This window comes from Corynebacterium breve (assembly GCF_030252165.1).
Lineage (GTDB): Bacteria > Actinomycetota > Actinomycetes > Mycobacteriales > Mycobacteriaceae > Corynebacterium > Corynebacterium breve.
Window position 1 is genome coordinate 2,363,895 of sequence record NZ_CP126969.1, and the last position, 24,686, is coordinate 2,388,580.

Consider the following 24,686-nt stretch of genomic DNA (forward strand, 5'->3'; position numbering starts at 1 on the left):
TGCTATGTCTAGCAAGTTGAAGAAGATAGCGGGTCAGGCGAAGTTTTTCGCCACGGCTCTGCGACCAACCGCCAGCCGCAAACCTGCTTGGTCGGGGGCGCCCGTAGAGGGTGCCATCACGACAGACTTCCAGCAGGATTTGGCGAAGCTCGCCACCTACCAGGACATCTGCGGCTTCTCGCGAAGCGAGTTTGTGCCGTCGACATGGCTGCATGTGCAAACCTTCCCGCTGCAAACCGAAATCATGGGTGGCCGCGACTGGCCGTTTCCCATCCTGGGCACAGTGCACGTGGCCAACCAGATGCGTCAGTTCCGCCCCGTGCGTATCGACGAAGAGTTGTTCCTGTGTGTGCAGGTAGGGCAGCTGTACCCGCATCGGAGGGGCACCATTGTGACCATGAACGGAACCATCATGGTGGACAAGGAACTGGTGTGGGCCGGCCGTTCCGATTACCTCATTCCTGGATATGAAGTGCCTGGTCAACCACATAAAGTCGAGCAGGAGGAGCTCCCCGTAGTGGAGGCTGCTAGTTCTCGCCAGCTTGGGGCCGATTTGGGACGCAAGTACGCCAAAGTATCCGGCGACTACAACCCAATCCACCTCTCGGCGGCCTCGGCGAAGATGTTCGGGTTCAAATCTGCCATCGCCCACGGCATGTGGACCCACGCCTGGGCGCTCGCCGCGCAGGAGGACCACTTACCCGATGCCTACGAGACGCGCGTGCAGTTCTCCAAGCCGGTTGCGCTGCCTTCTACGGTGCACTTTCTCCGCGATGGTGAGCGGTACGGCGTTGTGAGCGATGATGGAAAGATGCACTTAGCTGGGCATATCCGCCCGCTGTCGGAGCGCGAGATGGGCCGACCGGTGTAAGTGTTGGTCGTCTGTGCCGTTGCAGCGGTGTCGGCCCGCGCCTACAGGGCGAATTGGCGAACTTCGCCTTTTCCGATTCGCCTTGTGGGATTCGCCTTCGCGGAGAGGCGGCCTCAGCCGTGAGCGCCAGCCACCGAGGTTGAACTAGACTAGCCAACTATGACGCGCACCTTGTGGGCCACGAGCGATCTGCATGTGACGTTCCCGGAGAACCAGGCGATCGTCGATAAGCTCATGCCACAAGACCCTGGGGACTGGCTGATTGTGGCCGGCGACGTCGCCGAGCGTATCCCCGATGTCACGCGCGCACTGGAACCTCTCACGCGGCGGTTTGCCAAAGTGATCTGGGTGCCCGGCAATCACGAGCTGTTTAACCGCAGGTCAGAGCGCATAAATGGCAAGGCGCGGTACCGGGCGCTGGTTGGGGCGCTACGCGCGATTGGGGTGGTCACGCCCGAGGATCCGTTCCCGGTTTTCGGTAACACCACGATCTGCCCACTGTTTACGCTCTACGACTACTCGTTCCGCCCGCTGGGGCTTACGGCAAAACAGGCGGTGGCGCAGGCCACGGTAGTGCTTGACGACGAATTTGCGATCGCGCCTTATGTTGACATCGAGAGGTGGTGTGCGGAAAGAGTTGAATACTCGGTGGATCGCCTCAATGCGGTCAAAGGGGAAACCGTGCTGGTGAACCACTGGCCGTTGGTGGTTGAGCCGACGCACAGACTGTGGGAACCGGACATCGCGCTCTGGTGTGGCACCGAGTTGACCAGGGATTGGGCGGTGAAGTACCACGCGCGGATGGTGATCCACGGACATTTGCACATTCCGCTGGAGACCAGGGTGGATGGGGTAAGCCACGTTGATGTGTCGCTCGGGTACCCGTTTGAGAAGCATCCGCCGGGGCCGAAGCGGCCGTGGCCTTTTCCTGTTATGCGGGTTGATTAGGTTCGGGGTTGACCCAGATTTCGTCGTCGCGCACTTCGATGTCGTAGGTGTGCAGGAACCCTGAGGCGGGGTACTTAACCCGCTCACCGGTGGAGAGGGAGTACAGACCGTGGTGGAGCCAGCACTCGACGACTCCATCGGCGCAGGTGCCTTGGGAAAGTGACGCGCCAAGATGAGCGCACTTGTCGTCGACGGCAAAGAAGTCGCCTGTGGTGTCGCGAAATACTGCGATGTCGCCTGCGGTGCCTGCGACTTTTACGGCACGGCCGGATTCGATGTCATTTACCTTGGCAGCAAAGATCATGGCCCTGACTTTAGTCCAGAAAAGGCTGCAGGGCTGGGAAACCTCCCAGCCCTAGTGCATATGTTTGGAATTCTTACTGCTTTGCGATGCCGTAAGCGTCGCGAAGAGTGACGGTGCGCTCTTCGCCACCGTGCAGATCACCTTCAACCATGTAGAACTCGATCTTGAAAGTATCTTCGTCAACTGTGTAGACCGCGAAGGTTTGCTGCTCAGACTGGCGGTAGTTGTCGTGCTTATGCTCGAACTTCGGGGACTTCTCTGGCTGCTCAGCAATATCGAACAGGCTGTTCCAGTGGTTGATGTTTTCCGGTGTCATCCAGTTCAAACGTGGTCGAACCTTAGCCACGTGATCCGCCCCCTTCTGGTAGATCGCGTCGTAGGTCTTGGTGCCCGAGGTGTTCGGGATGACGTAGGTGACACCCTCTGGGTTCACGTGGTACTCAACCCCATCGATGATCGTCTTCTCAGTCTCCTCAACTTCGCCGTAAGAGAAGTTGTGCGGGGTGTAGACAAGAGACTTAGTACGGGTCAGGTTATGATCATGGCCCTGAAGCACAACATCGACGCCAAGTTCGTCAGCGATCTTGACGAACTCCTCGCGAGTTACCTGCACGTCCGAGTCCTGCAAAGCATGGTATGAAGCGGAGTACACAGGCTTGTGGTACGCGAGAACAATCCAGTCGGCACCGTTTTCGCGAGCCTCTGCAATGTCCTGCTTGGCCCACTCCATTTGCTCAGTACCGATGGCGCCACCATCTGGGTTGTCCTCGGACTTCTTATTGTCGTTGGTGTTCAGAACAACGAAGTGAGCACCAGAGTGGTCGAACGAGTAGTAAGAACCGCCATTGATCTTGTCGTTGGTGACAGGAACGTTGGTGTGGTCATTAAACGCTGTGAGATCAAGCTCGTTGGTGTAACGCAATCCGTACTCATCGTGGTTACCCGGCGTATAAGCGTGTGGCAAGTTCATGTTCGATTCGCGAGACATATCCAAGTTGTCCACCCACTCGTCTTCAACCTGAGCGATCTCGACGAAGTCACCGGTGTGCACGGCGAAGTCTGCCTCTGGCGCAACTTCAAGAGCCTTTTCCAAAGTGTCCGCGCCGTACGCTGCTTCGTTGTTAACGTTGGCGTTCCAGTAGGCGTTCTGTGTGTCGGTGTAGTGGATGAACTGAACACCATCAGCCTCTTCGCTTGCGGTGCGGAAAGAGCCGACTTCAGAGAGACCCTCTGTGGGGGAGCCCAGCTGGAAGTAGTATTGAGTGTCCGCTTCTAGGCCGTCCGCAGTTACCTTGTGCGAATGCTCGACAACCTCCTGCAGACCGAGGTATGCCAGGCCGCTGCCCTGTGCGGTCCACTGGGAGTTCTCACGGGTGATTTGTTCATCAGTGAAGTACCCGAGAACTTCTTCTGGCTCACCGTTTTCGTCGACGATGAAATTGCCCTTTTCGTCTTTCGTCACGTCAGCGTAAATGTAGTAACCGTCTGCGTCGCGCTCAGCGTATTCAGAAACGATCTCTGTGGTCTCCGCTGTGAACTCAACTGCGCCGGACATGTTTTCGTTCGTGGAAACCAGAACGACGGAGTCCGCGATAGCGTCGGTTGTGAACCAGTTGAAGGACATCGCGGTAGTCGGGTCCTCTGGAAGGTTCATCGCGATTCGGTTCGGCTGGTTGTTTACAGGTACCGGAGCGACCTCAGGCTTGGTGTCCTGCAGTTCGATCAGGTCCATGCCGTTCTTTTCGCCGTAGACAGGATCAATTTCTTCAGCCGGTACTTCAGGACTAGTTGTTTCCGGCGTAGCGTCCCAGCTGGAACCCCAAGTGGAAGATCCGAAGAGATCGGAGCTGCTGGACATGGAGCTTTGCGCCTGCACGCTGGTGTCCGCATGGGACGGTGCTTGAAGGCCGGTAAACATGAGCGCGGATGCAGTTAATGCCGCGATCATCTTGGTTTTCTTAGACCAATTAGACACGAGAGTTTCCTTTTGAATCAGTAAAGCTTGATGTATGTGCAAGATACATTCTTCACATTCACATGAAACTCCTAATTTTCGGTAAACCTGTTGTCCACACAACATGAACTCTTGGCCAACCAGACATGTCCCACCTTGACGAGTTGAGCATTATCTGGCCAGGTAATGGGCACCGCGCCTTGTACCTACTCCAATGCGCGCCCGCAAAAGCGGAAGCGCCACCGTGCGCCTCAACAGGATTTTTTGACAGCTTTCCTGCAGGACTAAGCAGCAAAACGACGTGGAATCGCTCAGACGAAAAACCGCTCCCCAGTAACGGGAAGCGGTTCAAGCGACGTGAACTTTCAATGTTTCACGTGAAACATGAGCGTTTATTCGACAGCAGTAGATCCCATCGAGCTACGGGACTGGTCGATCGAATCCGACTTGGTGGAGTACATCAAATCGTCGCTCATATCTTCGTCGCGAACTGCGTCGATCTGCCCAGCGGCGAACTTGTTGATGATCATTGCGATCGCGCCGTCGCCGGTGACGTTCGCTGCGGTACCGAAGGAGTCGATGACGATGTACGCTGCGATCATCAGTGCGACCATGCTCTCGTCGAAACCAAGCATGGAAGCAAGTAGACCAGTAGCAGCCATAACGGCACCACCTGGGACACCAGGTGCCGCGATCATGGTGATGCCCAGCATTAGGATGAAGCCGATAGCCAGGCCGACAGACACATCCATGTTGGTCATGAAGATGATGGCGAACGCGTACAGCGTCAGCTTCATCATGGAGCCAGCGAGGTGGATCGTCGCACACAGTGGGATTACAAAACCTGCGACATTATCGTCGACACCGTTGCGCTTCGCGGAGCGTAGCGTGACTGGAATCGTCGCTGCGGAGGAAGAAGTTCCCAGGGCGGTGAAGTAGGCAGGAGACATGTTCTTCAGCGCGACGAATGGATTCTTTCCAGCGATTGCTCCTGCGATAATGTACTGAATCAGCAGGTAGACCAGCGTCATGACAACAGCCAGCACAAGCACCTTGCCAAACGCCATCATGACGGAACCAAGGTTGTCGTTCATGCCAAGGTTGAGGAAGATACCGAAGATGAAGATCGGCAGCAGCGGGATCACGAAGACTTCGATGACCTTCATGATGACGCGCTCAAGATCGCGGGATGCAGCGTAGAGAGTATTGGACTTGACCACGGTCATCGCTAGGCCCACGCAGAATGCAAGGACAAGAGCGGTCATCACTTCAAACGGTGGAGCGATTTCCACGTTGAAGTACGGTGCCAGGGCGCCTTCGTCAATATCGTCAACGTTGGTCATGAGCTCTTGTCCAGCAAGCATGGAAGGGTAGAGCGCCACGGACAGGCCGTAGGCGATCAGGCCGGAAATGATAGTAGAGCCGTAAGCCACACCGGTGGTGATGCCGAGCCATTTGCCGGCGCCGCGGCCCAAGCCAGCGATCGCCGGGGTGATCAGGGCGAAGATCAGCACTGGGACGAAAAAGCCCAAGAAGTTGCCGAAGAGGCCGTTAAAGGTTACGAATACGCGCGCGAGCCACACTGGGAAAAAGAGGCTGCACACGATACCGAGAATGATCGCAAGCACTACTTTGAAAAGCAGCGAGTTCGCGATGACTTTGAAGTTCATTGGAAAATGCTTTCACGGGTACGGGAGACAGGAACTTTCATGGGCTTCGAAACGCCCAACTTGTTCATTTTCGCCCACAACTACCCATTTGACCTAACCGTCAGTGGCATAACTCATGTGGAATAAGTCACCCGCAGCCCCCCACGAGAAGTGTTAGCGTGGTTGCACAATCATCCCCACTACGGATCGTTCGGCACGTACCTGCCGATGGAGGAACACATAATGACTAGCGTTACTTTTGACAACGCCACCCGCATCTACCCGGGCGCAGATTCACCAAGCGTGGACAAACTCAACTTGGAGATCGCAGACGGAGAGTTCTTGGTGCTTGTCGGACCTTCCGGCTCCGGCAAGTCCACAGCACTGCGCATGCTCGCGGGACTCGAAGAGACCAACGAAGGCCGCATCCTCATCGGAGACAAGGATGTCACCCGCGCGGAACCAAAAGAACGCGACATCGCCATGGTGTTCCAGAACTACGCGCTCTACCCACACATGTCGGTGCGCGACAACATGGGATTCGCCCTGAAACTCGCCGGCATGGATAAGGCCGAGATCAACGAGCGCGTCGAAGAAGCCGCCCGCACCCTCGATCTCACCGAGTACCTCGACCGCAAGCCCAAGGCCCTCTCAGGTGGTCAACGCCAGCGCGTCGCCATGGGCCGCGCCATCGTCCGCCGCCCGCAGGTGTTCCTCATGGACGAGCCACTTTCCAACCTCGACGCAAAACTCCGCGTCCAAACCCGTACCCAAATCGCTCACCTGCAACGCGAGATGGGCGTGACCACCTTGTATGTCACGCACGACCAAACCGAGGCCCTTACGATGGGCGACCGCATCGCGGTGCTTAACTTCGGTGTATTGCAGCAGGTCGGCAGCCCGCGCGAGCTTTATAACCACCCGAACAACGTCTTCGTCGCTGGGTTCATCGGCTCGCCCGCAATGAACCTAGGGCGCTTCGACGTCGACGGTGTCGTCGCCAAGCTAGGGCCCGCTTCGGTGCTTATCGACGATTCGGCCGCTCAACAACTCACCCCCGAAGACCAAGGCGAGATCATCATCGGGTTCCGGCCGGAGTCGATTGAGCTGGTGGGAGAGACAGAGGAGCATACGATCCCAGTGGAGATCGACTTCGTGGAGGAACTCGGCTCTGATTCCTATCTGTACGGCCACCTTGCGGGAGCGCAGTGGCGCGGTGTCGGGGAGAACCAAGTCGCCTCCCAGATCGTGCTGCGCGCGGAACCACACCTTGCGCCGGCAGCAGGCGAGGTCGTCCATGTTCGCGTGCGCGAGGGCGGGCTGCATACGTTCTCTCCGGCGACGGGCGAGCGACTCGGCTGAAGCCGGTTCGTGGGCTGAGCAGCACCGGCATTAGGATGAGCAGGTATGACCGCTAATCTCATCGTCGGCATCATCTTGATCGTGCTCGGCATCGGCTTGCTTATCCCGGCCATCATGGCCACCGCGGGCAAGCTTCCAGGCAATAATGTCATCGGACTGCGCATACCTGAAGTGCGCAAGGATAAGTCCACGTGGAACCAGGCCCACAAGGTCGTGGGCCCGTTCTGGCTGTTCTCCGCAGTGGCGCTCTTGTTTGGGGCTGCGTTTGCGTTCATCGCGTCCGGCTGGGTGTGGATCGCGCCCGCCCTCGCGGTGATTTTGGCGATCGTTTTCCTCTCCGTGGGTGGAAACTTTGGTGCACGCGCTGCGATTCTGATCGACAAGGCGCGCTCTGCGGCTGAAAACCAGCCCGAACAGCAAGAACCCGCCCCGCAGGTGGATCTGGGAGCCCTGCGCAAGGCCGCTTCCAAGGCGGACGACAACGACCAATCCTCCGAAAAATAGAATAAATATCACTGCAAGGCTTGCGCATACGGACAACTAGACTTATTGTTTGTTCCGTGATCAAGATTTCTCACTCCCCGCTTAAGGGAATGCAGTGGTGGTGGCGCGCGTAGGCGGGCCACCTGATTGATCTACCAAAAATAACCGGACCCGCCGGCTTCGAATTCGAAGCGACGCGGGTCTTTTTTACTGGCACTTCCCAGCAAATACCCTCGAAGCCAAGAACGCGAAGACGCGCACAAGAAATCGAGAGTGCTGATGACCACACCTTTTGCTAGGGGAGGAGACCATGGCTAACTTCACGCCCACCGTGTACCGCCGCGACGTGCGCTATCACGCCAACGCCTCCAACCTGTTCGCCCATATCGGCGGGACGCAAGCAACCGATTCCGTGTTGCTGGAGTCCGCAGATATCACGACCCGTTCGGGTTTGCAGTCCGTTGCGATCATCGTTTCGTCGTTACGCGTGACGTGCAACGGCCCGACCGTCACTGTGGAGCCGCTGACCGCGTCAGGCGAAATTTTCGCCGCACGCCTGGACGAGCAGTTGGCCGACTTCCGCACCGCGCCCCGCACCTATACCTTTCCTGATTCCGACGCCGCCGATGAGCGCGAACGGCTCACCGCGACCAGCTCCGCCGAGGTTTTGCGCAAATTGACGCGCGACGCCGGTTATCAAGATGCCGAGCTGCCGATGCTGGGCGGAGGCATGGCTTTCGATTACTTGGAGACGTTCGAAACGCTCCCGGAGGTTGCAGAATCCGCCAATAGCTACCCCGACTACCAGTTTGTGCTAGCCGAGGTCGTGCTCACCATCGACCACCAGACCCAGACCGCGCACTTGAGCGCCGTCGATGCCACCGGGTCCCTCGGCCTCTCCGAGCTTGTCGACGACTACGCCGCCCGTATCGATGCCGCCCAACCGGACGATGAGCACGCATACGAGACCACCGAGAATCCGTCCTCGGTACTGACTGTCACCGCGGATATCCCCGATGCGGAATTCCGCGCGCAGGTTGAGGCGCTAAAGGGCAACATCTACAACGGCGACATCTACCAAGTGGTCCCGGCGCGCACCTTTACTGCGGAATGCCTCGATGCGTTTGCCGCCTACCGCCACCTGCGTGAGACCAACCCGTCGCCGTACATGTTCTACGTGCGTGGTCTCGACCGTGCGGGCAAGCCGTATGAGCTTTTCGGTGCCTCGCCGGAATCGAACCTCAAGTTCTCGTCGGAAAGCAGGCAGGTGCAGCTGTACCCGATCGCGGGCACGCGCCCGCGTGGCCTGAACGCCGACGGCACGGTCAATGATGAGCTCGATATCCGTATGGAGCTGGAGCTGCGCACCGACGCCAAAGAGATCGCCGAGCACACCATGCTGGTAGACCTTGCACGCAACGACATGGCCCGCGTGGCCGTGCCTGGCACACGCAAAGTCGAGGACCTGCTGCAGGTGGATCGCTACTCGCGGGTCATGCACCTTGTTTCACGTGTCACGGCCACGCTTGCCGACGACCTCGATGCCCTCGACGCCTACCGCGCCTGCATGAATATGGGCACGCTCACGGGCGCGCCGAAGCTGCGTGCGACCGCACTCCTGCGCGGGGTGGAGAAGCACCGTCGCGGTTCCTACGGCGGAGCTGTGGGCTACCTGCGGGGCAACGGCGATATGGACAACTGCATCATTATCCGCTCGGCGTTCGTCGCTAATGGCGTAGCGGCGGTGCAGGCAGGTGCGGGCGTTGTCCGCGACTCCAACCCGCAATCCGAGGCAGACGAAACCCTACATAAGGCCTACGCCGTGCTGCATGCGCTCGCCTTGGCCGCCGACGCACAGCTGGAGGTAGTCCGATGAGCCGCATCGTATTGCTGGATAACCAGGATTCCTTTGTTTATAACCTTGTCGATGCGCTTCACGGCTACGACTACACAGTCTTCCGCAACAGCGTTTCGGTGGAGACTGTGCTGGCCGCCGATCCTTCGCTGATCATCCTCTCGCCGGGCCCCGGTTACCCGCGCGACTCAGGGTGCATGATGGATCTGATCGCCACGGCAATTCAGCGTCGCATCCCGATTCTGGGCATCTGTCTCGGATTCCAGGCACTGATCGAGCATTTCGGTGGGAAGGTGCGCCCCTGCGGACCCGTGCACGGCACTTCAGAGGCCATGATGCTTACCGACGACGGCGTTTCCCACCCCGTCTTCGCCGACTTGGCAGTGGACACGGGACCGGAAACCCCGGAGATCGTCGGACGAGCGGTCCCTGTGGCGCGGTATCACTCGCTCGGCGCCACTGACGTTCCTGCGGGCATGCGTTCGCTCGCGACCATCGAATCGGAGATCGGCCCCGTGGTCATGGCCGCCGAAACTACTGATGGAAACGCCATTGGCCTGCAGTTTCACCCCGAGTCGGTATTGACCCCCCAAGGACCTGTAATCCTCAACCGTTGTGTTGACCAACTATTGAACGTACTTAAGAAAGGCTAACCCAAGTGGCAAGCGACAATTCCCTCGAAATTCTGAAGCGATTCCTAGACAACCAAAACCCAACCTTGGAGGAGGCCATCGAGGCCTTCACTCCTTTGACCATCGGTGATTACGACGACGTCCACATCGCCGCATTACTGGCTACGGTGCGCACTCGCGGCGAAACTTTCGCTGATGTTGCCGGTGCTGCCAAGGCGTTCCTCAACGCGGGGCGTCCTTTCCCCATCACCGGCGAGGGCCTCATGGACACCGCTGGTACTGGCGGCGACGGTGCCAACACCATCAACATCACCACTGCAGCGTCACTTCTGGCGTCCGCAGGTGGCGTGAAGATGGTCAAGCACGGCAACCGATCAGTTTCGTCCAAATCTGGGTCGGCGGACGTGCTGGAAAACCTGAACATCCCGCTCGATCTGGACCCAGACCGCGCCGTGCGCCAGTTCGAGGCCTCCAACTTCACGTTCCTATTTGCCCCGGCTTACAACCCGGCAGTGGCTTTTGTGCAGCCAGTGCGCAAGGCGCTGGGTGTCTCCACCTTGTTCAACACGATGGGTCCGCTTCTATCGCCTGCGCACCCGGAGTTCCAGCTCATGGGCATTGCCAACCCAGATCAGGGCCAGATCATTATCGAGACCATGCGCGAACTTGGTCGCACCCGCGCGCTCGTAGTCCATGGCTCTGGCACTGATGAGATCGCCGTGCACGGCCCGTCCCTGGTGTGGGAGCTAGACGCTCGGGGCGAGATTAGCCACTACACCATCACGCCAGAGGAGCTCGGCCTGAGCACCCACACCCTTGAGGACCTTCGCGGAGGCAATGGTGAAGAAAACGCGGCGGCGATGCGCGCGACGTTCGCGGGGAGGGACCAGCGGCGCACCGCGATGCCGTTGCGGCATCTGGTGGCGCGATGTTCTACCTCGCTGGTATCAGCGAGTCCATCAAGGACGGCGTAGACAAGGCGCTCGGAATGTTGGCGGACGGTACCGTGAAGGCATGGTTGCACAAGCACGAGGAGGCGAACTACGGTGTCTAAACTACCCACGGTTCTAGAGGGGATCGTCCAAGGTCGAAAAAGTCACATTGACGAAATTGGGGCGCGTATCGGCCACGTTGTCGTCGACAAGCTTCCGCAGTCCGAGCGCTCCCTGTACGATTCTCTCGCGCGGGGCGGCAAGGGCGCGAACAACTTCATCATGGAGTGCAAATCGTCGTCGCCTTCGCTCGGCATGATCCGCGAACACTACGAGCCAGGTGCCATCGCACGGATCTATTCGCGCTACGCCGCCGGGATTTCTGTCTTGTGCGAGCCGGATCGGTTCGGGGGAGACTACAACCACCTCGCGACCGTCGCCTCGGAGACCCACCTGCCGGTGCTGTGCAAGGACTTCATCATCGATCCGGTGCAGATCCACGCCGCGCGTTATTTCGGCGCCGACGCGGTTTTGCTGATGCTCAGCGTGCTTGACGACGATCAGTACACCGCGCTTGCCGACGAAGCCGCGCGTTTTGGCATGGACGTTTTGACCGAGGTGATCGACGAGGAAGAGGTCGCTCGTGCGATCGCTCTAGGTGCCAAGATCTACGGTATCAACCACCGCAATCTGCATGATCTGTCGATTGACTTGGATCGTTCGGCGCGGCTTGCTGCCTTGTTGCCCGATGAAGCTGTCGTCGTCTCTGAGTCGGGTATACGCGACTCGGAGACCGTCCGTCGCCTCGGTGGGCATTCCAACGCATTCCTCGTCGGCTCACAGTTGACCAGTCAGCCCGACATCGATCGTGCTGCGCGCGAGCTGGTCTACGGCCCGAACAAAGTGTGCGGGCTTACCGAGCCTTCGGCAGCTCAGGTCGCCAAAGCCTCCGGTGCGGTTTTCGGCGGCCTCGTATTCGAGGAGGCGAGCCCGCGCAATGTTTCACGTGAAACATCCGCCAAAATCATCGCAAGCGAACCCGGCTTGTCCTACGTTGCCGTCTCTCGCCGCACCACGGGCTGGGCTGAGCTTGTTCAGCCGGGTATCGGGGCAGTCCAGATCCATGCACCCTATCAGGGTTCCATCGACTCCGAGCGCGCCCTGATCGCACAGGTCCGCTCCGAGGTAGGGGAGGACGTCAAAGTCTGGCGCGCGGTGTCCATGACGGAATCCGACGGGGCGGCAGTCGCGGAAGCGCTTATCGACGACACCGATCGCCTCGTGCTCGACGCCAACGCTGGCGGATCGGGCACCCAGTTTGACTGGGCCACCGTCCCTGAATCTGTGAAACAGCACGCTCTGCTCGCAGGAGGCTTGAACACTGATAATCTTTCGGAAGCACTGAGCGTCGGCTGCGCAGGCGTTGATCTCAACTCCGGCCTGGAGTACCCAACAGCAGCAGGGGTGTGGGCAGGTCGCAAAGATGCCGGAGCGATCCGTGAAGCATTCTCTACTATTCGCACTTTCTCTTACTAACTTGCAAGGATGTCACACATGACCGATCTATCTCGTGACGGCGGCAGCACCATTCTCCCCGCCTATTTCGGTGAATTTGGCGGACAGTTCGTCCCCGAGTCCCTTATCCCTGCGCTCGATCAGCTGGAGCAGGCCTTCGTCGATGCGTGGAATGATGAAGAGTTCATGACTGAGTACCGCGCCATCCTGCGCGACTACCTCGGTCGCCCGACCCCGCTAACCGAGTGCCTCAACCTCCCCGACGGCAAGAAGCACGCGCGAATCTTTCTCAAGCGCGAAGATCTGGTTCACGGCGGTGCTCACAAGACCAACCAGGTGATCGGCCAAGCCCTGCTGGCAAAGAAGATGGGCAAGCACCGCATCATCGCGGAAACCGGCGCGGGCCAGCACGGCACCGCAACCGCCCTTGTCTGCGCGCTTCTGGACATGGAGTGCGTCATCTACATGGGCAAGAAAGACATGGCGCGTCAGCAGCCAAACGTCTACCGCATGGAGCTAATGGGTGCCAAGGTAGTCGGAGTCGACTCCGGAGCCGGCACCTTGAAGGACGCAGTGAACGAAGCGCTGCGCGACTGGAGCGCCACCTTCCACGACACCCACTACTTGCTTGGTACCGCGGCGGGCCCACACCCATTCCCGACCATCGTGCGCGAGTTCCACCGCGTGATCTCCGAAGAGGCGAAGGCGCAAATGCTCGAGCGCACCGGCGGCCTCCCGGATGTCGTCGTCGCCGCCGTGGGTGGCGGATCGAACGCGATTGGCATGTTCGCCGAGTTCATCGATGACGAAGGCGTGGAACTTGTCGGTACCGAGCCAGGGGGCGAGGGCATGAATTCCGGCAAGCACGGCGCGGCGATTGCGGCGGGCCACGTCGGCATCCTTCATGGCACCAAGTCCTACCTCATGCGCAACGCCGACGGTCAGATCGAGGAATCCTACTCCATCTCCGCTGGGTTGGATTACCCGGCCGTAGGCCCGCAGCATGCGCACCTGGCGCAGACCGGCCGTGCACAGTACGTTCCAGTTACCGACCAGGAGGCTTTGGAGGCATTCCAGATGTTGTCTCGTCGTGAAGGCATCATCCCAGCCCTCGAGTCCTCCCACGCCTTTGCATATGCGCTGAAGCGCGCCGCAGAGGCCGAGGCGAATGGCGAGGACATCAAGATCCTCGTTTCCCTGTCCGGCCGTGGCGACAAGGACGTAGACCACGTCCGCCGGACCTTGGAGGACAACCCTGACTACGTCCTAAAGGAGGACTAAGCCATGACAAATCGTTACGATAGGGCTTTCGTCGAGCTCAAGGAAAAGGGCGAGGGAGCCTTCGTTCCGTTCATCATGCTCTCCGATCCAAGCCCGGAGGAGGCTATCGAGATCGTCTCTGCTGTTGTCGATGCGGGCGCTGACGCAGTCGAGCTCGGTGTTCCGTTTACAGACCCAATCGCCGACGGTCCGACGATTCAGATCTCTCACACCCGCGCGCTCGATGGTGGCGCCACCGTGGATAAGGCGATCGACCAGGTCCGCGTCTTGCGCGAGAAGTACCCGGACCTTCCAATTGGGATGTTGATCTACTCCAACGTGCCTTACGTGCGCGGCGTGGATAGCTTCTACAAAGAGTTCCACGAAGCTGGTGCCGATTCAATCCTGCTCCCAGATGTTCCTGTCCGGGAATCTAAGCTGTTCACCGACGCAGCTGAGAAGCATGGTGTGAACCCGATCTTCATTGCTCCTGCGCAGGCGTCCAAAGAGACGCTGGCGGGTGTCGCTGCTCATTCCAAGGGATACATTTACGCGGTGTCCCGCGACGGTGTAACTGGTACTGAAACCGTCGCCGAGCCACTCGGGCTTGCCGACGTCGTCACCGAGGCTGCAGCGCTCGGCGGTGCACCGGTCTTGGTCGGCTTTGGCATCTCCACGCCCGAGCACGTGGCTGAGGTGCTCGACTCTGGCGCTACGGGTGCGATTACCGGCTCGGCTATCACCAAGATCGTCAACAAGTACGTCGAGGGCTCCCACCCAGAGCCTGGCCGCGTCACCGACATGGACGCCCTCAAGGCGGAACTGACCGAGTATGTGCAGTCGATGAAGGCAGCGACTAAACGCTAGCTTGGCGACGACCACATGATCCCATAAGAGCCGATGTTTCACGTGAAACATCGGCTCCTTTCACGTTCCGGCATAATTGCTGTCATGGACAAGTTTGAGAAAGCCACCGGGAAGAATCTTGAGGCCTGGATGGAGATCATCGGCCAGCAGGGATCGCTGTCCGACATTCCCCATAAAGAGATGGCACGCATCGCCGAGGAAAACGGGGCAAGCGCGTGGTGGGCGCAAAGCATCGCCGTTGAGGTCGAGCGCAAGATCGGAAGGCGAGCCCTCGGCCAGACTTGCACCGGCGACTTCAACGCCAACGCATCGAAGACGATCCCGGGGGAGTGGACCGAGGTCTTCGAGAAGTTTGTGGCCTACATGGCGGACACACCTGAGGCTCTTCCTTCCCCGCTGCAAGGGGAGTCGTCGTCAAGCGCCACAGAGAAGTGGCGGTACTGGCGGGCGAACTTCTCCGATGGCACGAGAGTGAACGTGGTGTGCAATGATGGCAGCGCCAAAGGTGTCGCCAAGACAAAGCTGGCCACGCAGCACGACAAGCTTCCCGACGACGACGCTCGCGACGAGATGAAGACTCATTGGAAGAGCGTGCTAGCTAGCTTCGCCGATTCTTTGAAGTAGTTTTCGGTCTACGCTTGACTGTGACGCTACGTCACAGAGTTAAGTGGAGACCATGAAAATCAAAGAACTTGCGGATCTCACGGGCACCACAGTCTGGGCGATTCGCCACTATCACCACATAGGGCTACTGCCCGTACCGACGAATCGGGGAGTGCGCGACTACGACCTCGACCACGCCGTACGCTTGGTTAGAATCCGTGCACTCGCCGAGTCCGGCATCGCTTTGACCGCCATAAAAGAGATTCTCGACGAATCATCCGGCAACCTCGAAGCCCAGTGTGCAGCAGCCGAAGCGGAGATCGACGCTCGTATCACGGAGTTGCAGCTTCAGAAGCAGCGGTTAGCAACGATACGTGCAAACACCGACCCCGCGGAGTTTCGTGTCAACCGGAGCCCGCGCCTCGACGAATTCTATCGTCAGGTGTACGCCCGCACTGATGATTCAATTCATCCTTTGGTGGACATGGAGCGCCGCGCAGCAGAAGTCGTCGTCGGAATCCCGAGCTTGGGCTTGGTTTTGGAAGGGTGGTTATCCAACATGTCAGTAGCGCGGCTCGAAGCGACAGCCGATCTCTATGCCCTTTTCGCCGAGCTCCCGCAGGTATCTGAGTCGGAAGCGGAAGCGTTAATTTCAACTGGCCTTGAGCGGTACCACGACACATTTGATCACAGTTGGGGCCTGTCACCAACTGAATGGAGTCTGGCCGTTGCGCGGATGTTGCGCATACCTGGGCTGAGTAAATTGCTGTTCTCGGTGTTTCCTCACCCACATCATCGCATGTGTATTCAGCGCTTTCTTGAGCACATGGACTCCCACACCACTAAAGATGTTTCACGTGAAACATCGGAAAAGGCAGAAGCATGAATCCCGTCCTTGAAGTCAACGATGTTGTGAAGAAGTTTGGTTCCTTCACCGCGCTAGATGGGTTCGATCTCAGCGTGAAGCAGGGCACCATTCACGGATTTCTTGGTCCGAACGGGTCAGGTAAATCAACGACGATCAGGACACTGCTCGGATTGCTACACCCCTCTCGAGGCGAGGTCCGGGTTCTGGGCCACGACCCGCGGAAGCACCCAGAAGTTCTCAAGCGAATCGGGGATGTTCCTGGCGATGTTGCCCTGTGGCCGACGCTTACTGGATTCGAGACACTGCGGGCCCTAGAGTCAATACGTGGCATTCCCTCCGACAAAAGGAGGGAAGCGGAACTCATCGATGCGTTCGATCTCGACCCCAGGAAGAAGACCCGGGACTACTCCACGGGCAATCGTCGCAAAGTGAGTCTTGTCGCCGCAATGTCGTTTGGTGCGGAGGTACTCATCCTCGACGAGCCCACTGCCGGACTCGATCCACTCATGGAAGCGGTATTCGTGGAACAGGTGGAGCGCGAGAATTCGAACGGCGTTTCGGTACTTTTGTCGAGCCACATCATGAGTGAAGTGGAGAAGCTTTGCGATTATGTCACAGTGATTAAATTGGGACAGGTGGTGAGAGCGGATCAATTCGTCAATTACGTCACCTGTCGTCCCATACGGTTAGCGCCAATGTTTCACGTGAAACATTCGGGGAGAGGGGGGTCGTCGACAAGCAAGGGATGACAACGCTGACGGTGGAGAGGGAGGCGGTGCCGGATACGCTTCGCGAACTGTTGGCGGCAGGAGCTACCGACATTACGACACAGCCTGCGAGCCTCGAGGAGATCTTTATGCGCCACTACGAAAAGGGTGCAGCACAATGAAATCGGTTTGGACCCTGACCACATTCAACCTGCGGCTGAAGCGGGGCTTTCTTCTGGCCTGGATTGTCCCGTTGCTCGCTATTGTGCTCGTCTTCCCTCTTGCATACTTCGACTACTATCCAACTCTCGATGAGCGCCAAGGCGTTGTCCAAGGCATGCAGAACAACACGGGCACCCGGGCTATCTACGGTCTGATCAGAGAACCGGGCACGGTCGGACAAATGACGACGTGGGAGGCTGCCATGTGGGTCGGGCTACTCGGCTCCATCATGGTTGTGCTGCTGATCGTGGACATCCACCGCCGACGCGAATACACCGCCATCGCCGAACTCATCCGCTCGACAGGCACACCGCGCATGGCCCCCTGGGCAGCCGCCACACTCACGGGGATCATTTCCGCGTTCATCGTCGGGCTCGGCTCCACCGGCATCCTCATCGCGCTCCAAACTCATATCGACGAAATCACCACCAAAGGCTCCATCGCATTCGGCCTCACCCAATTCCTGGCCATCACGGGGTCAATGCTCCTCGCCCAGCTAGTATTGGGCTTCATCAGCGACGGCGCGGCACTCGGGAAAACCGCCCTCATGACGGTTGCGATTTCCTATGGAATACGAATTATTGCGGACACCCAGGATATTTCCTGGCTCAACTGGTTCAGCCCGCTCGGCTGGCGCGAACTCATCAGCGCTTTTACCGACGACAACTTTGGCAACGCAGCCATCGCCGCCGGGATCTGCCTTGGCCTGATGCTCATCACGGGCGCCCTGGAACGTCACCGCGAATACGCAACCGGCATCGCACGGCTGCCGCACAGGGCACCGCGCTCGAAACCCGTTCACGGACCCTTGCACCTGCGTTGGCGACTCACCCGCGGGGGATTGGTGGCCTGGCTTGTCATCATCGCGATCACGTCTGCGATCCTGCTGGCCCTTTCGGGTGACATCGCAGAGCTCGTCGGCGGCGACGACACCACCGGCGAAGTCTTCCGCGACCTCCTCGGCGGCACCGACGCGTTCGAGGCATTCATCGCCTACATCTGCCAAATGGTCACCATCACGATCGCGGCGGCAGGCATCCAACAGGTGACCGCTTATCGACGAGAGGAACTCACCCGGACGGCTGATCTCCAGCGCTCCACCGGATTGCGTCGTTGGGTACCGCTTGGGGCAACTGCCGTGGTAGCAAATGCATCGCTGGTCGTGATGGTCGCGGTAATGCACTCCGCAGGTGCCTTTGGTCTATATACCCAAGACTCCACTCTGGGAGAGGACTACACGTCTCTTGCTCAGGCCTCTTGGTCGCTATTGGCCCCCGCGGTGTTGTTAACCGGCATCGCCGTAGCCATCGTAGGCATTGCTCCACTTGGCACCCAATGGGCCTGGGCGCCGCTGGCATTTTCGGCGGCTGTCACACTAATGGGCGAAATCCTCCAGCTGCCGGAGTGGCTCATCGATCTCTCGCCCTTAGGCCACCCACAGACGCCCGGTACCGACGAGTGGTGGATCCCGGCTCTGATGTTGACGATCGGCTTTGTGCTCAACATCGCGGGCCTGATTAGTGCCCAACGTCGGGAAATCCGCTAGCTCAGTGGGGCATAATTAGACTATGACTTGCTCACGACGAATGTTCCTCCTCGGCACCGCGACCACGTTTGCCGGTGCTTTCCTCGCTGCCTGCGGCGAGGCCCCGTCCGAAGAAGTAGCAAAGACCGAAGTCCCCGTTGGATCCGCTGTAGTGTTGGACAAGTTCATCATCGCCCAGCCAACCGAAGGCGAATTCGTGGCCTACTCCTCGGACTGCCCGCACCAGCACAGCAAGATCACCGGGGTCGACGGCGACACCGTGGTCTGCCCAGCGCACCACTCGGTGTTCAGCATCGTAGACGGCTCGGTGATAGAAGGCCCAGCTCGCGATCCGATGTATCCGGCTGAAGCAACCGTAGAAGGCGACACCGTTTCAGCGAAGTAACTCGGCCGTCCCGCTACATTCCGAACGACAAACCCCGAACGCCCTGGATAGAACTGGTAGCACCTTGCCACCATCCAGGGCGTTCGGGATCTGCAATTCGGGTTCGACCAAACCCACACCTACCAGGCGCGGAAATACGACCCAGCCATCGGCAAATCAGCGGAATCCACGCCCAACTCGTGCAGCGCGTTGGTCGCCCAACCAGGATTGCGCAGCGCAGCGCGCCCGATCAACACCGCATCGGCCGCACCGTCGGCTAGCACCTGCTCAGCCTGCGGCGCGTCGGTAATCAGGCCCACCGCAGCGGTCGGCATTCCGGTCTTTCGCACTGCGTCGGCAAACTGCACCTGATATCCGGGCCCCACCGGGATCTTCGCGGCCACGTTGCCACCGGTGGAGATGTCCATCAGGTCGACACCACGCTCGAGCAGCAACTCAGCCAAGCGCACCGACTGCTCCACGTCCCAACCCTCGCCCTCAGGCAACCAGTCAGTAGCCGACAGGCGAACCAACAAAGGCACGCCGGCGGGAAGTTCCGCGCGCACTGCATCAACGACCTCAAGCAGCAAACGAGTTCGACCCTCGAATGCACCGCCATAATCGTCGTCACGCTTGTTAGTCACAGGGGAGAGGAACTGGTGAAGCAGGTAGCCGTGCGCCGCGTGGAGCTCCACGGTGTCAAAGCCGGCCTCGACTGCCCGGCGAGCCGCAGCGGCAAACTGTCCTGGGATCGCCTGTACCTCTTCGAGGGTGAGCTCGCGGGGCACGTCTTGGCCATCCGCAGCAATCGGGGAGGGGGCAACGGTCTGCCAACCTCCCTCGTCCTCGGGAACAGTGCCACGCCCCAAGCCCGGGCGCAGTGGGACAGTGGATGCCTTGCGTCCCGCATGGTTCAGCTGCACGCCCATGGCACCGCCTTCGGAGTGGACAAAGTCGACGATGCGCTTCCATGCTTGGGTCTGCTCGTCGTTCCACAGACCGGTACACATCGGGGAGATGCGGCCCTCTGGCACGACGGCAGTGGACTCGGCGATAATCAGACCGAAGCCCCCTGCGACTAGCGCCCCGTAGTGGACTAGGTGCCAGTCCTCCGGCACGCCGTCCTGCGCGAAGACGTGGTACTGACACATTGGCGGTACCCATGCGCGGTTGCGCACCGTGAGTTCCCGAAGTGTCATGGGTTGTGCAAGTTTGATTGTCGTCATGGGTTCCACCCTAGTATGCGAAAACGTAGACTGTGCTGCATGCTCTCCCGATTGAAAAAGCCCGATCCGTTGATCGTGCTCATTATCATGGCTGTCATCGTGGCCATCATCGTTCCGGCACGTGGACAATTCGCCGAATGGTTTGCTCTTGCCACCAACATTGCTATCGCATTTCTCTTTTTCCTTTATGGCGCTCGCTTGTCGACGACCGAAGCGCTGCGAGGGTTGACTAATTGGAAGTTGCACCTGACAATCCTGGGCTTTACCTTCGTGGCCTATCCCATCGTCGGGCTGCTTTTGTATCCGTTGACCGCGGTGATTTCGCACGAGCTGTACCAAGGAATTTTGTATCTGACACTTGTGCCATCGACGGTGCAGTCGTCGGTGGCGTTTACGTCGATAGCTAGGGGCAACGTGTCCGGGGCAATTGTGGCGGCGAGTGTGTCGAATTTGGCCGGAGTATTTCTCACCCCGCTTCTGGTGATGCTCGTGATGGGCGCCGGAGATGGCGTGAGTGTGGATACCCAGGTGTTCATCGACATCGCTGTTTTGCTGTTGCTGCCATTTGTCTTAGGTCAGATCGCGCGCAAGATTGTGCCGTGGGTGGCGGGGGCGGCGGCACACAAGGCGACCAAGCTTGTGGACCGTGGGTCAATCACCATGGTGGTGTATTCGGCGTTTTCGGCGGGCATGGTAGCTGGCGTGTGGACCTCGGTGAAGGTGTGCGAGATCGTTTTCCTCATCGTCTTTTCGGCGGCGCTGGTGGCGTTCATGCTGTGGCTTACCCGGTTTATCTCGGCCAAGGCTGGGTTCCCGCGCGCGGATGTCATCGCCATCGAGTTCTGTGGATCGAAGAAATCTCTGGCTACTGGCCTCCCAATGGCCTCGGTGATTTTCGGAGGGGCTAGCCTTGGTCTTTTGATCCTGCCGCTGATGATTTACCACCAGGTTCAGCTGATGATCTGCTCCTGGCTCGCTGCCCGCTACGGACGCGAAGCAGAAGCAGCGGAAGCTGCACACGCGTAGAAAGGTTGTTTCACGTGAAACATTATGTTCGCACCACACTGACCGTTCCGGGCGCCGGCACACTGATCACCGTCGCCGAGCTTGTGGAACTCAACGCCCAATCCTGCACCTTGATTCGGATGATTGAGCTCGCGCCAGACGAAACGATTATGGGTGCATTTGCTGCAGGGCGCTTGGTCGGTCAAGCGAACCAGCCTTTGGAGCAAGTGCCTCACCCAGACACCTACGACCAGTTCGAGGGCATCGAGGCAGTCCATCTCACCGCCGACGAGTTCGAGGGATTGTGGGCCGAGACAAGGGCTAAATTCCCAGAGCTCTAGCCGGCCGGGGTACAAGACACTAGAACACTAAGTTCACAAGAATCATGTAGAAAATTGTGCCGCCCAGGATTGACAGTCCAGAATCGCGCTTCCACCAATGGAGCAGCAAGGTGACAGCCACGCCCAGCAGGGAGGCCACCAGGCCACCAGGGGCGTCTACTTGGCTAAAGAGCGTGTAGATTACAAGCACCACCATGACGCCCACAGGCATCATCAACCCGAGTAGGCCGACGAACGGACTTCCCTTAAGTAGTTTCAAGAACCAGAAGGGGAACGCGCGCAGAAGCAGCGTCACAAGCGCGATCGGCAAGACGACCGCGAAGACGCCGCCTACAGTGACACCTTCGGGCAAACCGGCTGAAGCGAGAATCATATTGCATCCTCCGCTCGGCGCCAGGTCAATGCGCTATCCAACCGTGGCGACAAGTAGCGGATAATCAGCAGAACAAAGTATGCCGTCAGCGCGAATACCAGCATTGAACTAGGGAAGAGCAGCCCGCCAACAACCGTCAACACGGCTGCGAAAATTGGCAGTGAGTAGTCCTTGTTGTTCTTAAAGCTCTCCCACGCCAAGACGACGAACAAAGCCGTCAGCGCGAAATCCATGCCCTTGAGGTCGGACGGAAGCACCTCGCCGGCCAATGCGCCGATAATTCCCGGGATCACCCAGAGAAGCTGGCAAAAGATCTGGATTGTCAGCAGGCGTGTACCGGTAATGGGCTCCTTGGGGTCGCGCGCAGACGCGATGGCATAGGCCTCGTCGATAAGCCCGTAGGTAGAGTACGCACGCCCCAGGCGGGAGTTAATGGTATGGCGGGGGAATGTGAGCCCGTAAAAGATGTGGCGGAAGTTGACCATCAGCCCGGTAAAGGCCGCCGAAAGGGGGCCGACGCCTTGCATGATGAGGGTGATCGAAAGGAATTCGGCTGAACCCGCAAAAATGAGGATTGAGATGATGGGGGTCCACCACCAAGCGAATCCGGTCTGCGTCATGAGCAGACCGAACGCGAGGCCGAGGGGGATCAGGCCGAGGCCGACCGCCCAAGTCTCATGGATGCCTGCCTTGATTTCGTTCGATGTTTCACGTGAAACACCCATTTAGTTATCCTCGATTGATACCGGAAAGGTGGAGAACAGCGGCAAAGGCATTGGCTGACGCCGCATCACATCTCCCCACAGATCGGCACTGCCCGGCGCGATCACATCGCCCGGCAGGGCAGGGGCCACGTACCAATCGCCCCGTTCGATCTCATCCTGCAGCTGACCCGGTGCCCACTCGGCATATCCGGCGAACATGCGCATGCCGTCGAGCAGCTCAGTGACCTCGTGCGGCTGCACCCGCAGATCTACATGGACTAGCCGGTTGGCCAGGCGAGTGAACGGCTCGTGTTCCTCGATTATTACGTCGGGCTTGGTCACACCCACGCCGACAACCGACTGCGGGCTTACGGGACCTCCGACGTACAGCGCCTGCGGTTTGGCCACGGCGGGCAACCACTCGGGCAGCACGTTGTATACGGCGATCTCGCTGCGCTCCGTAAGCACCACGCCGAAGGTGTACGACTCGTTATGCTCAACGATCAGCACGATGGAGCGCGCGAACTCCGGCGAGAACATCCCAGGGGCAGCAACAAGCAACATGCCCGCGGCCGGCTCCTCGCGCTCCAGAGCCGTAAACAGTCGGTCACCGTAGAAGTACTCACTCATGGCGATTCTCACTTTCCCACCAGGCGCGCAACTCTGCGATCGCCTCATCGCGTTCCAAGGGGCCACGCTCCAGGCGCAACTCCTTCATAAATCCCCAGGCGCGACCTACGTCCGGCCCGGGCTTCAAATCTAGAATCTGCATGATCTCGTTGCCGTCTAGGTCGGGGCGCACGCTGGCCAAGTCTTCCTTCTCGGCGATCTCAGCGATGCGATCTTCCAGGTGGTCGTAGGTGCGTTGTAGACGCGCGGCCTTTTTCGGGTTCCGCGTGGTGGAGTCGGCGCGCACGAGCTTGTGCAACTTCGGCAGCAACTCACCGGCATCATTTACGTAGCGACGAACAGCCGAATCCGTCCATTGCCCCTCGCCGAAACCGTGGAAACGCATATGTAGGTACACCAGCTGGCCGATGTCTTGCGTAGTGCTCTTCGGGTACTTCAGGGCACGCAAGCGCTTCCGAGCCAGCTTGGCGCCAACCACCTCATGGTGGTGGAAGGAAACTCCGCCGCTTTCCTTCTTCGCGCGCGTGTCTGGCTTACCGATGTCGTGCAGAAGCGCCGCCCAGCGCAGCACCAAATCGGGGCCTTCGTCTTCCTTCTCCACGGCCTGCTTCAACACTGTCAGCGAGTGACGGTAGACGTCCTTGTGCTGCATGTGCTCGTCCTCGGTCATGCGCAGTGCGGAGACTTCCGGCAGAACATAATCAGCGATGCCAGTTTCGACGAGCAGATCGATGCCATCCCAGGGGGCGTCGCCAAGCATGAGTTTGTCCAACTCGGCCTGGATGCGCTCGACAGTGATGCGCTGGATCTCGCCGGCCATATCCGTCATGGCCTGGCGCACGCGAGGTGCCACGGAGAAACCCAACTGGGAGACAAAACGCGCGGCCCGTAGCATCCGCAGCGGATCGTCGCGGAAGCTCACCTCAGGGGATTGGGGAGTGTCCAGCACACCATTGAAAAGGTCCTTTAGCCCATTGACCGGGTCGTGGAGCGTGGTGCTCAGTTGGTCGTCGATAAGCAAGAACTCGACTGCGATGGCATTGCATGCAAAATCGCGTCGCACGAGGTCGCCTACAAGGGTGTCGCCGAATGTGACCTCTGGGTTGCGGGTGACGCCGTCGTAGAGGTCCGCACGAAACGTCGTGATCTCGATCTGTTGACCGGCCTTCACGGTGGATACCGTGCCAAACTCGATACCCATATCCCAAACGGTTTCGCCCCATTCTTCAAGAATGCGGTAGACAACGTCGGGTCGGGCGGAGGTAGTGAAGTCGAGGTCGTTGCCAAGGCGTCCAAGAAATGCGTCGCGGACAGGGCCACCGACCAAATAGAGGGACTCGCCCTCGTCGTGAAACTTGCGCACCAAAGATTCCAGCAGACCGCCGAGACTATCGATCGACGCGCTCGCCTGGGCCATGCGCGCCTCGATGTCAACGAACTGCTCATGATTCAAAAAGTTGATGCT

At 59.1% G+C, this 24,686-nt stretch carries 23 protein-coding genes and 2 pseudogenes; 17 read left to right on the forward strand and 8 right to left on the reverse strand.

What is annotated here, in order from left to right:
• The first annotated feature begins 4 nt into the window (after positions 1–4).
• A complete protein-coding gene (locus QP027_RS11315) occupies positions 5–871 on the forward strand; it encodes a MaoC family dehydratase (RefSeq protein ID WP_284824907.1) in 867 nt (288 codons plus the stop codon).
• 159 nt (positions 872–1,030) lie between these two features.
• A complete protein-coding gene (locus QP027_RS11320) occupies positions 1,031–1,819 on the forward strand; it encodes a metallophosphoesterase family protein (RefSeq protein ID WP_284824909.1) in 789 nt (262 codons plus the stop codon).
• Here the strand turns inward: QP027_RS11320 and QP027_RS11325 are convergent.
• The 3 genes from QP027_RS11325 to QP027_RS11335 form a co-directional block, all read right to left on the reverse strand.
• The gene (locus QP027_RS11325) at positions 1,803–2,123 is read right to left on the reverse strand and encodes a Rieske (2Fe-2S) protein (RefSeq protein WP_284824911.1); all 321 of its coding nucleotides are present in this window, start codon (positions 2,121–2,123) and stop codon (positions 1,803–1,805) included. The genes QP027_RS11320 and QP027_RS11325 overlap by 17 nt on opposite strands.
• A gap of 73 nt (positions 2,124–2,196) precedes the next feature.
• Complete coding sequence (locus tag QP027_RS11330) at positions 2,197–4,098, reverse strand: purple acid phosphatase family protein (RefSeq protein WP_284824913.1); 1,902 nt, start codon at positions 4,096–4,098, stop codon at positions 2,197–2,199.
• Positions 4,099–4,469: 371 nt separating this feature from the next.
• Positions 4,470–5,747, reverse strand: coding sequence for a dicarboxylate/amino acid:cation symporter (locus QP027_RS11335; RefSeq protein WP_284824915.1), 1,278 nt, complete (start codon positions 5,745–5,747; stop codon positions 4,470–4,472).
• A gap of 222 nt (positions 5,748–5,969) precedes the next feature.
• Here QP027_RS11335 and QP027_RS11340 point away from each other — a divergent pair, with 222 nt between their 5' ends.
• The 13 genes and pseudogenes from QP027_RS11340 to QP027_RS11400 all read left to right on the forward strand — a co-directional run bounded on the left by QP027_RS11340 (position 5,970) and on the right by QP027_RS11400 (position 18,963).
• Positions 5,970–7,088 (forward strand): ABC transporter ATP-binding protein, encoded by a 1,119-nt coding sequence (locus tag QP027_RS11340; RefSeq protein WP_284824917.1) that lies wholly within the window; start codon positions 5,970–5,972, stop codon positions 7,086–7,088.
• A 45-nt stretch (positions 7,089–7,133) separates the two neighbouring features.
• Entirely contained in the window at positions 7,134–7,592 is a 459-nt protein-coding gene (locus QP027_RS11345; protein WP_284824919.1) for an SdpI family protein, read from the forward strand.
• Between the two features lie 289 nt (positions 7,593–7,881).
• Positions 7,882–9,447, forward strand: coding sequence for an anthranilate synthase component 1 (locus tag QP027_RS11350; RefSeq protein WP_284824921.1), 1,566 nt, complete (start codon positions 7,882–7,884; stop codon positions 9,445–9,447).
• Positions 9,444–10,079 carry an anthranilate synthase component II gene (locus tag QP027_RS11355; protein ID WP_284824923.1) on the forward strand — a complete coding sequence of 212 codons (636 nt, stop codon included), beginning with the start codon at positions 9,444–9,446 and terminating at the stop codon, positions 10,077–10,079. Before QP027_RS11350 ends, QP027_RS11355 begins: the two co-directional genes overlap by 4 nt.
• 5 nt (positions 10,080–10,084) lie before the next feature.
• Positions 10,085–11,112: pseudogene (gene trpD, locus QP027_RS11360) on the forward strand (anthranilate phosphoribosyltransferase).
• Entirely contained in the window at positions 11,105–12,526 is a 1,422-nt protein-coding gene (gene trpCF, locus QP027_RS11365) for a bifunctional indole-3-glycerol-phosphate synthase TrpC/phosphoribosylanthranilate isomerase TrpF (RefSeq protein WP_284824925.1), read from the forward strand. Before trpD ends, trpCF begins: the two are co-directional and overlap by 8 nt.
• Before the next feature lie 18 nt (positions 12,527–12,544).
• Entirely contained in the window at positions 12,545–13,786 is a 1,242-nt protein-coding gene (gene trpB / locus QP027_RS11370; protein ID WP_284824927.1) for a tryptophan synthase subunit beta, read from the forward strand.
• A 3-nt stretch (positions 13,787–13,789) separates the two neighbouring features.
• Complete coding sequence (trpA, locus tag QP027_RS11375; RefSeq protein WP_284824929.1) at positions 13,790–14,632, forward strand: tryptophan synthase subunit alpha; 843 nt, start codon at positions 13,790–13,792, stop codon at positions 14,630–14,632.
• Between the two features lie 84 nt (positions 14,633–14,716).
• Positions 14,717–15,256, forward strand: coding sequence for a hypothetical protein (locus tag QP027_RS11380; protein WP_284824931.1), 540 nt, complete (start codon positions 14,717–14,719; stop codon positions 15,254–15,256).
• A gap of 52 nt (positions 15,257–15,308) precedes the next feature.
• Positions 15,309–16,121: a MerR family transcriptional regulator gene (locus QP027_RS11385; RefSeq protein WP_284824933.1), complete on the forward strand. Its 813-nt coding sequence runs from the start codon at positions 15,309–15,311 to the stop codon at positions 16,119–16,121.
• Positions 16,118–16,992, forward strand: a pseudogene (locus QP027_RS11390) (ABC transporter ATP-binding protein). Before QP027_RS11385 ends, QP027_RS11390 begins: the two are co-directional and overlap by 4 nt.
• Entirely contained in the window at positions 16,989–18,578 is a 1,590-nt protein-coding gene (locus QP027_RS11395) for a hypothetical protein (protein WP_284824935.1), read from the forward strand. Before QP027_RS11390 ends, QP027_RS11395 begins: the two are co-directional and overlap by 4 nt.
• Positions 18,579–18,618: 40 nt before the next feature.
• Complete coding sequence (locus tag QP027_RS11400) at positions 18,619–18,963, forward strand: Rieske (2Fe-2S) protein (protein ID WP_284827042.1); 345 nt, start codon at positions 18,619–18,621, stop codon at positions 18,961–18,963.
• 119 nt (positions 18,964–19,082) lie between these two features.
• Here QP027_RS11400 and QP027_RS11405 read toward each other — a convergent pair whose 3' ends face one another.
• Positions 19,083–20,168, reverse strand: a complete 1,086-nt coding sequence (locus QP027_RS11405) for an NADH:flavin oxidoreductase/NADH oxidase (protein WP_284824937.1) — start codon at positions 20,166–20,168, stop codon at positions 19,083–19,085.
• 39 nt (positions 20,169–20,207) lie between these two features.
• Between QP027_RS11405 and QP027_RS11410 the strand changes: the two genes are divergently transcribed.
• Positions 20,208–21,194 carry a bile acid:sodium symporter family protein gene (locus QP027_RS11410; protein WP_284824940.1) on the forward strand — a complete coding sequence of 329 codons (987 nt, stop codon included), beginning with the start codon at positions 20,208–20,210 and terminating at the stop codon, positions 21,192–21,194.
• Positions 21,195–21,199: 5 nt separating this feature from the next.
• The gene (locus QP027_RS11415; protein ID WP_284824941.1) at positions 21,200–21,514 is read left to right on the forward strand and encodes a hypothetical protein; all 315 of its coding nucleotides are present in this window, start codon (positions 21,200–21,202) and stop codon (positions 21,512–21,514) included.
• A gap of 19 nt (positions 21,515–21,533) precedes the next feature.
• On the opposite strand, the gene QP027_RS11420 is transcribed toward QP027_RS11415, so the two are convergent.
• From QP027_RS11420 to QP027_RS11435, 4 genes are read right to left on the reverse strand one after another with little or no spacing between them, the layout of a single operon-like run.
• Positions 21,534–21,887, reverse strand: a complete 354-nt coding sequence (locus QP027_RS11420) for a branched-chain amino acid transporter permease (RefSeq protein WP_284824943.1) — start codon at positions 21,885–21,887, stop codon at positions 21,534–21,536.
• A complete protein-coding gene (locus QP027_RS11425) occupies positions 21,884–22,612 on the reverse strand; it encodes an AzlC family ABC transporter permease (RefSeq protein ID WP_284824945.1) in 729 nt (242 codons plus the stop codon). Before QP027_RS11425 ends, QP027_RS11420 begins: the two co-directional genes overlap by 4 nt.
• The gene (locus QP027_RS11430) at positions 22,613–23,221 is read right to left on the reverse strand and encodes a YqgE/AlgH family protein (RefSeq protein WP_284824947.1); all 609 of its coding nucleotides are present in this window, start codon (positions 23,219–23,221) and stop codon (positions 22,613–22,615) included.
• Entirely contained in the window at positions 23,214–24,638 is a 1,425-nt protein-coding gene (locus tag QP027_RS11435) for a CCA tRNA nucleotidyltransferase (RefSeq protein WP_284827044.1), read from the reverse strand. The genes QP027_RS11430 and QP027_RS11435 overlap by 8 nt, the downstream gene beginning before the upstream one ends.
• Positions 24,639–24,686 lie beyond the last annotated feature (48 nt).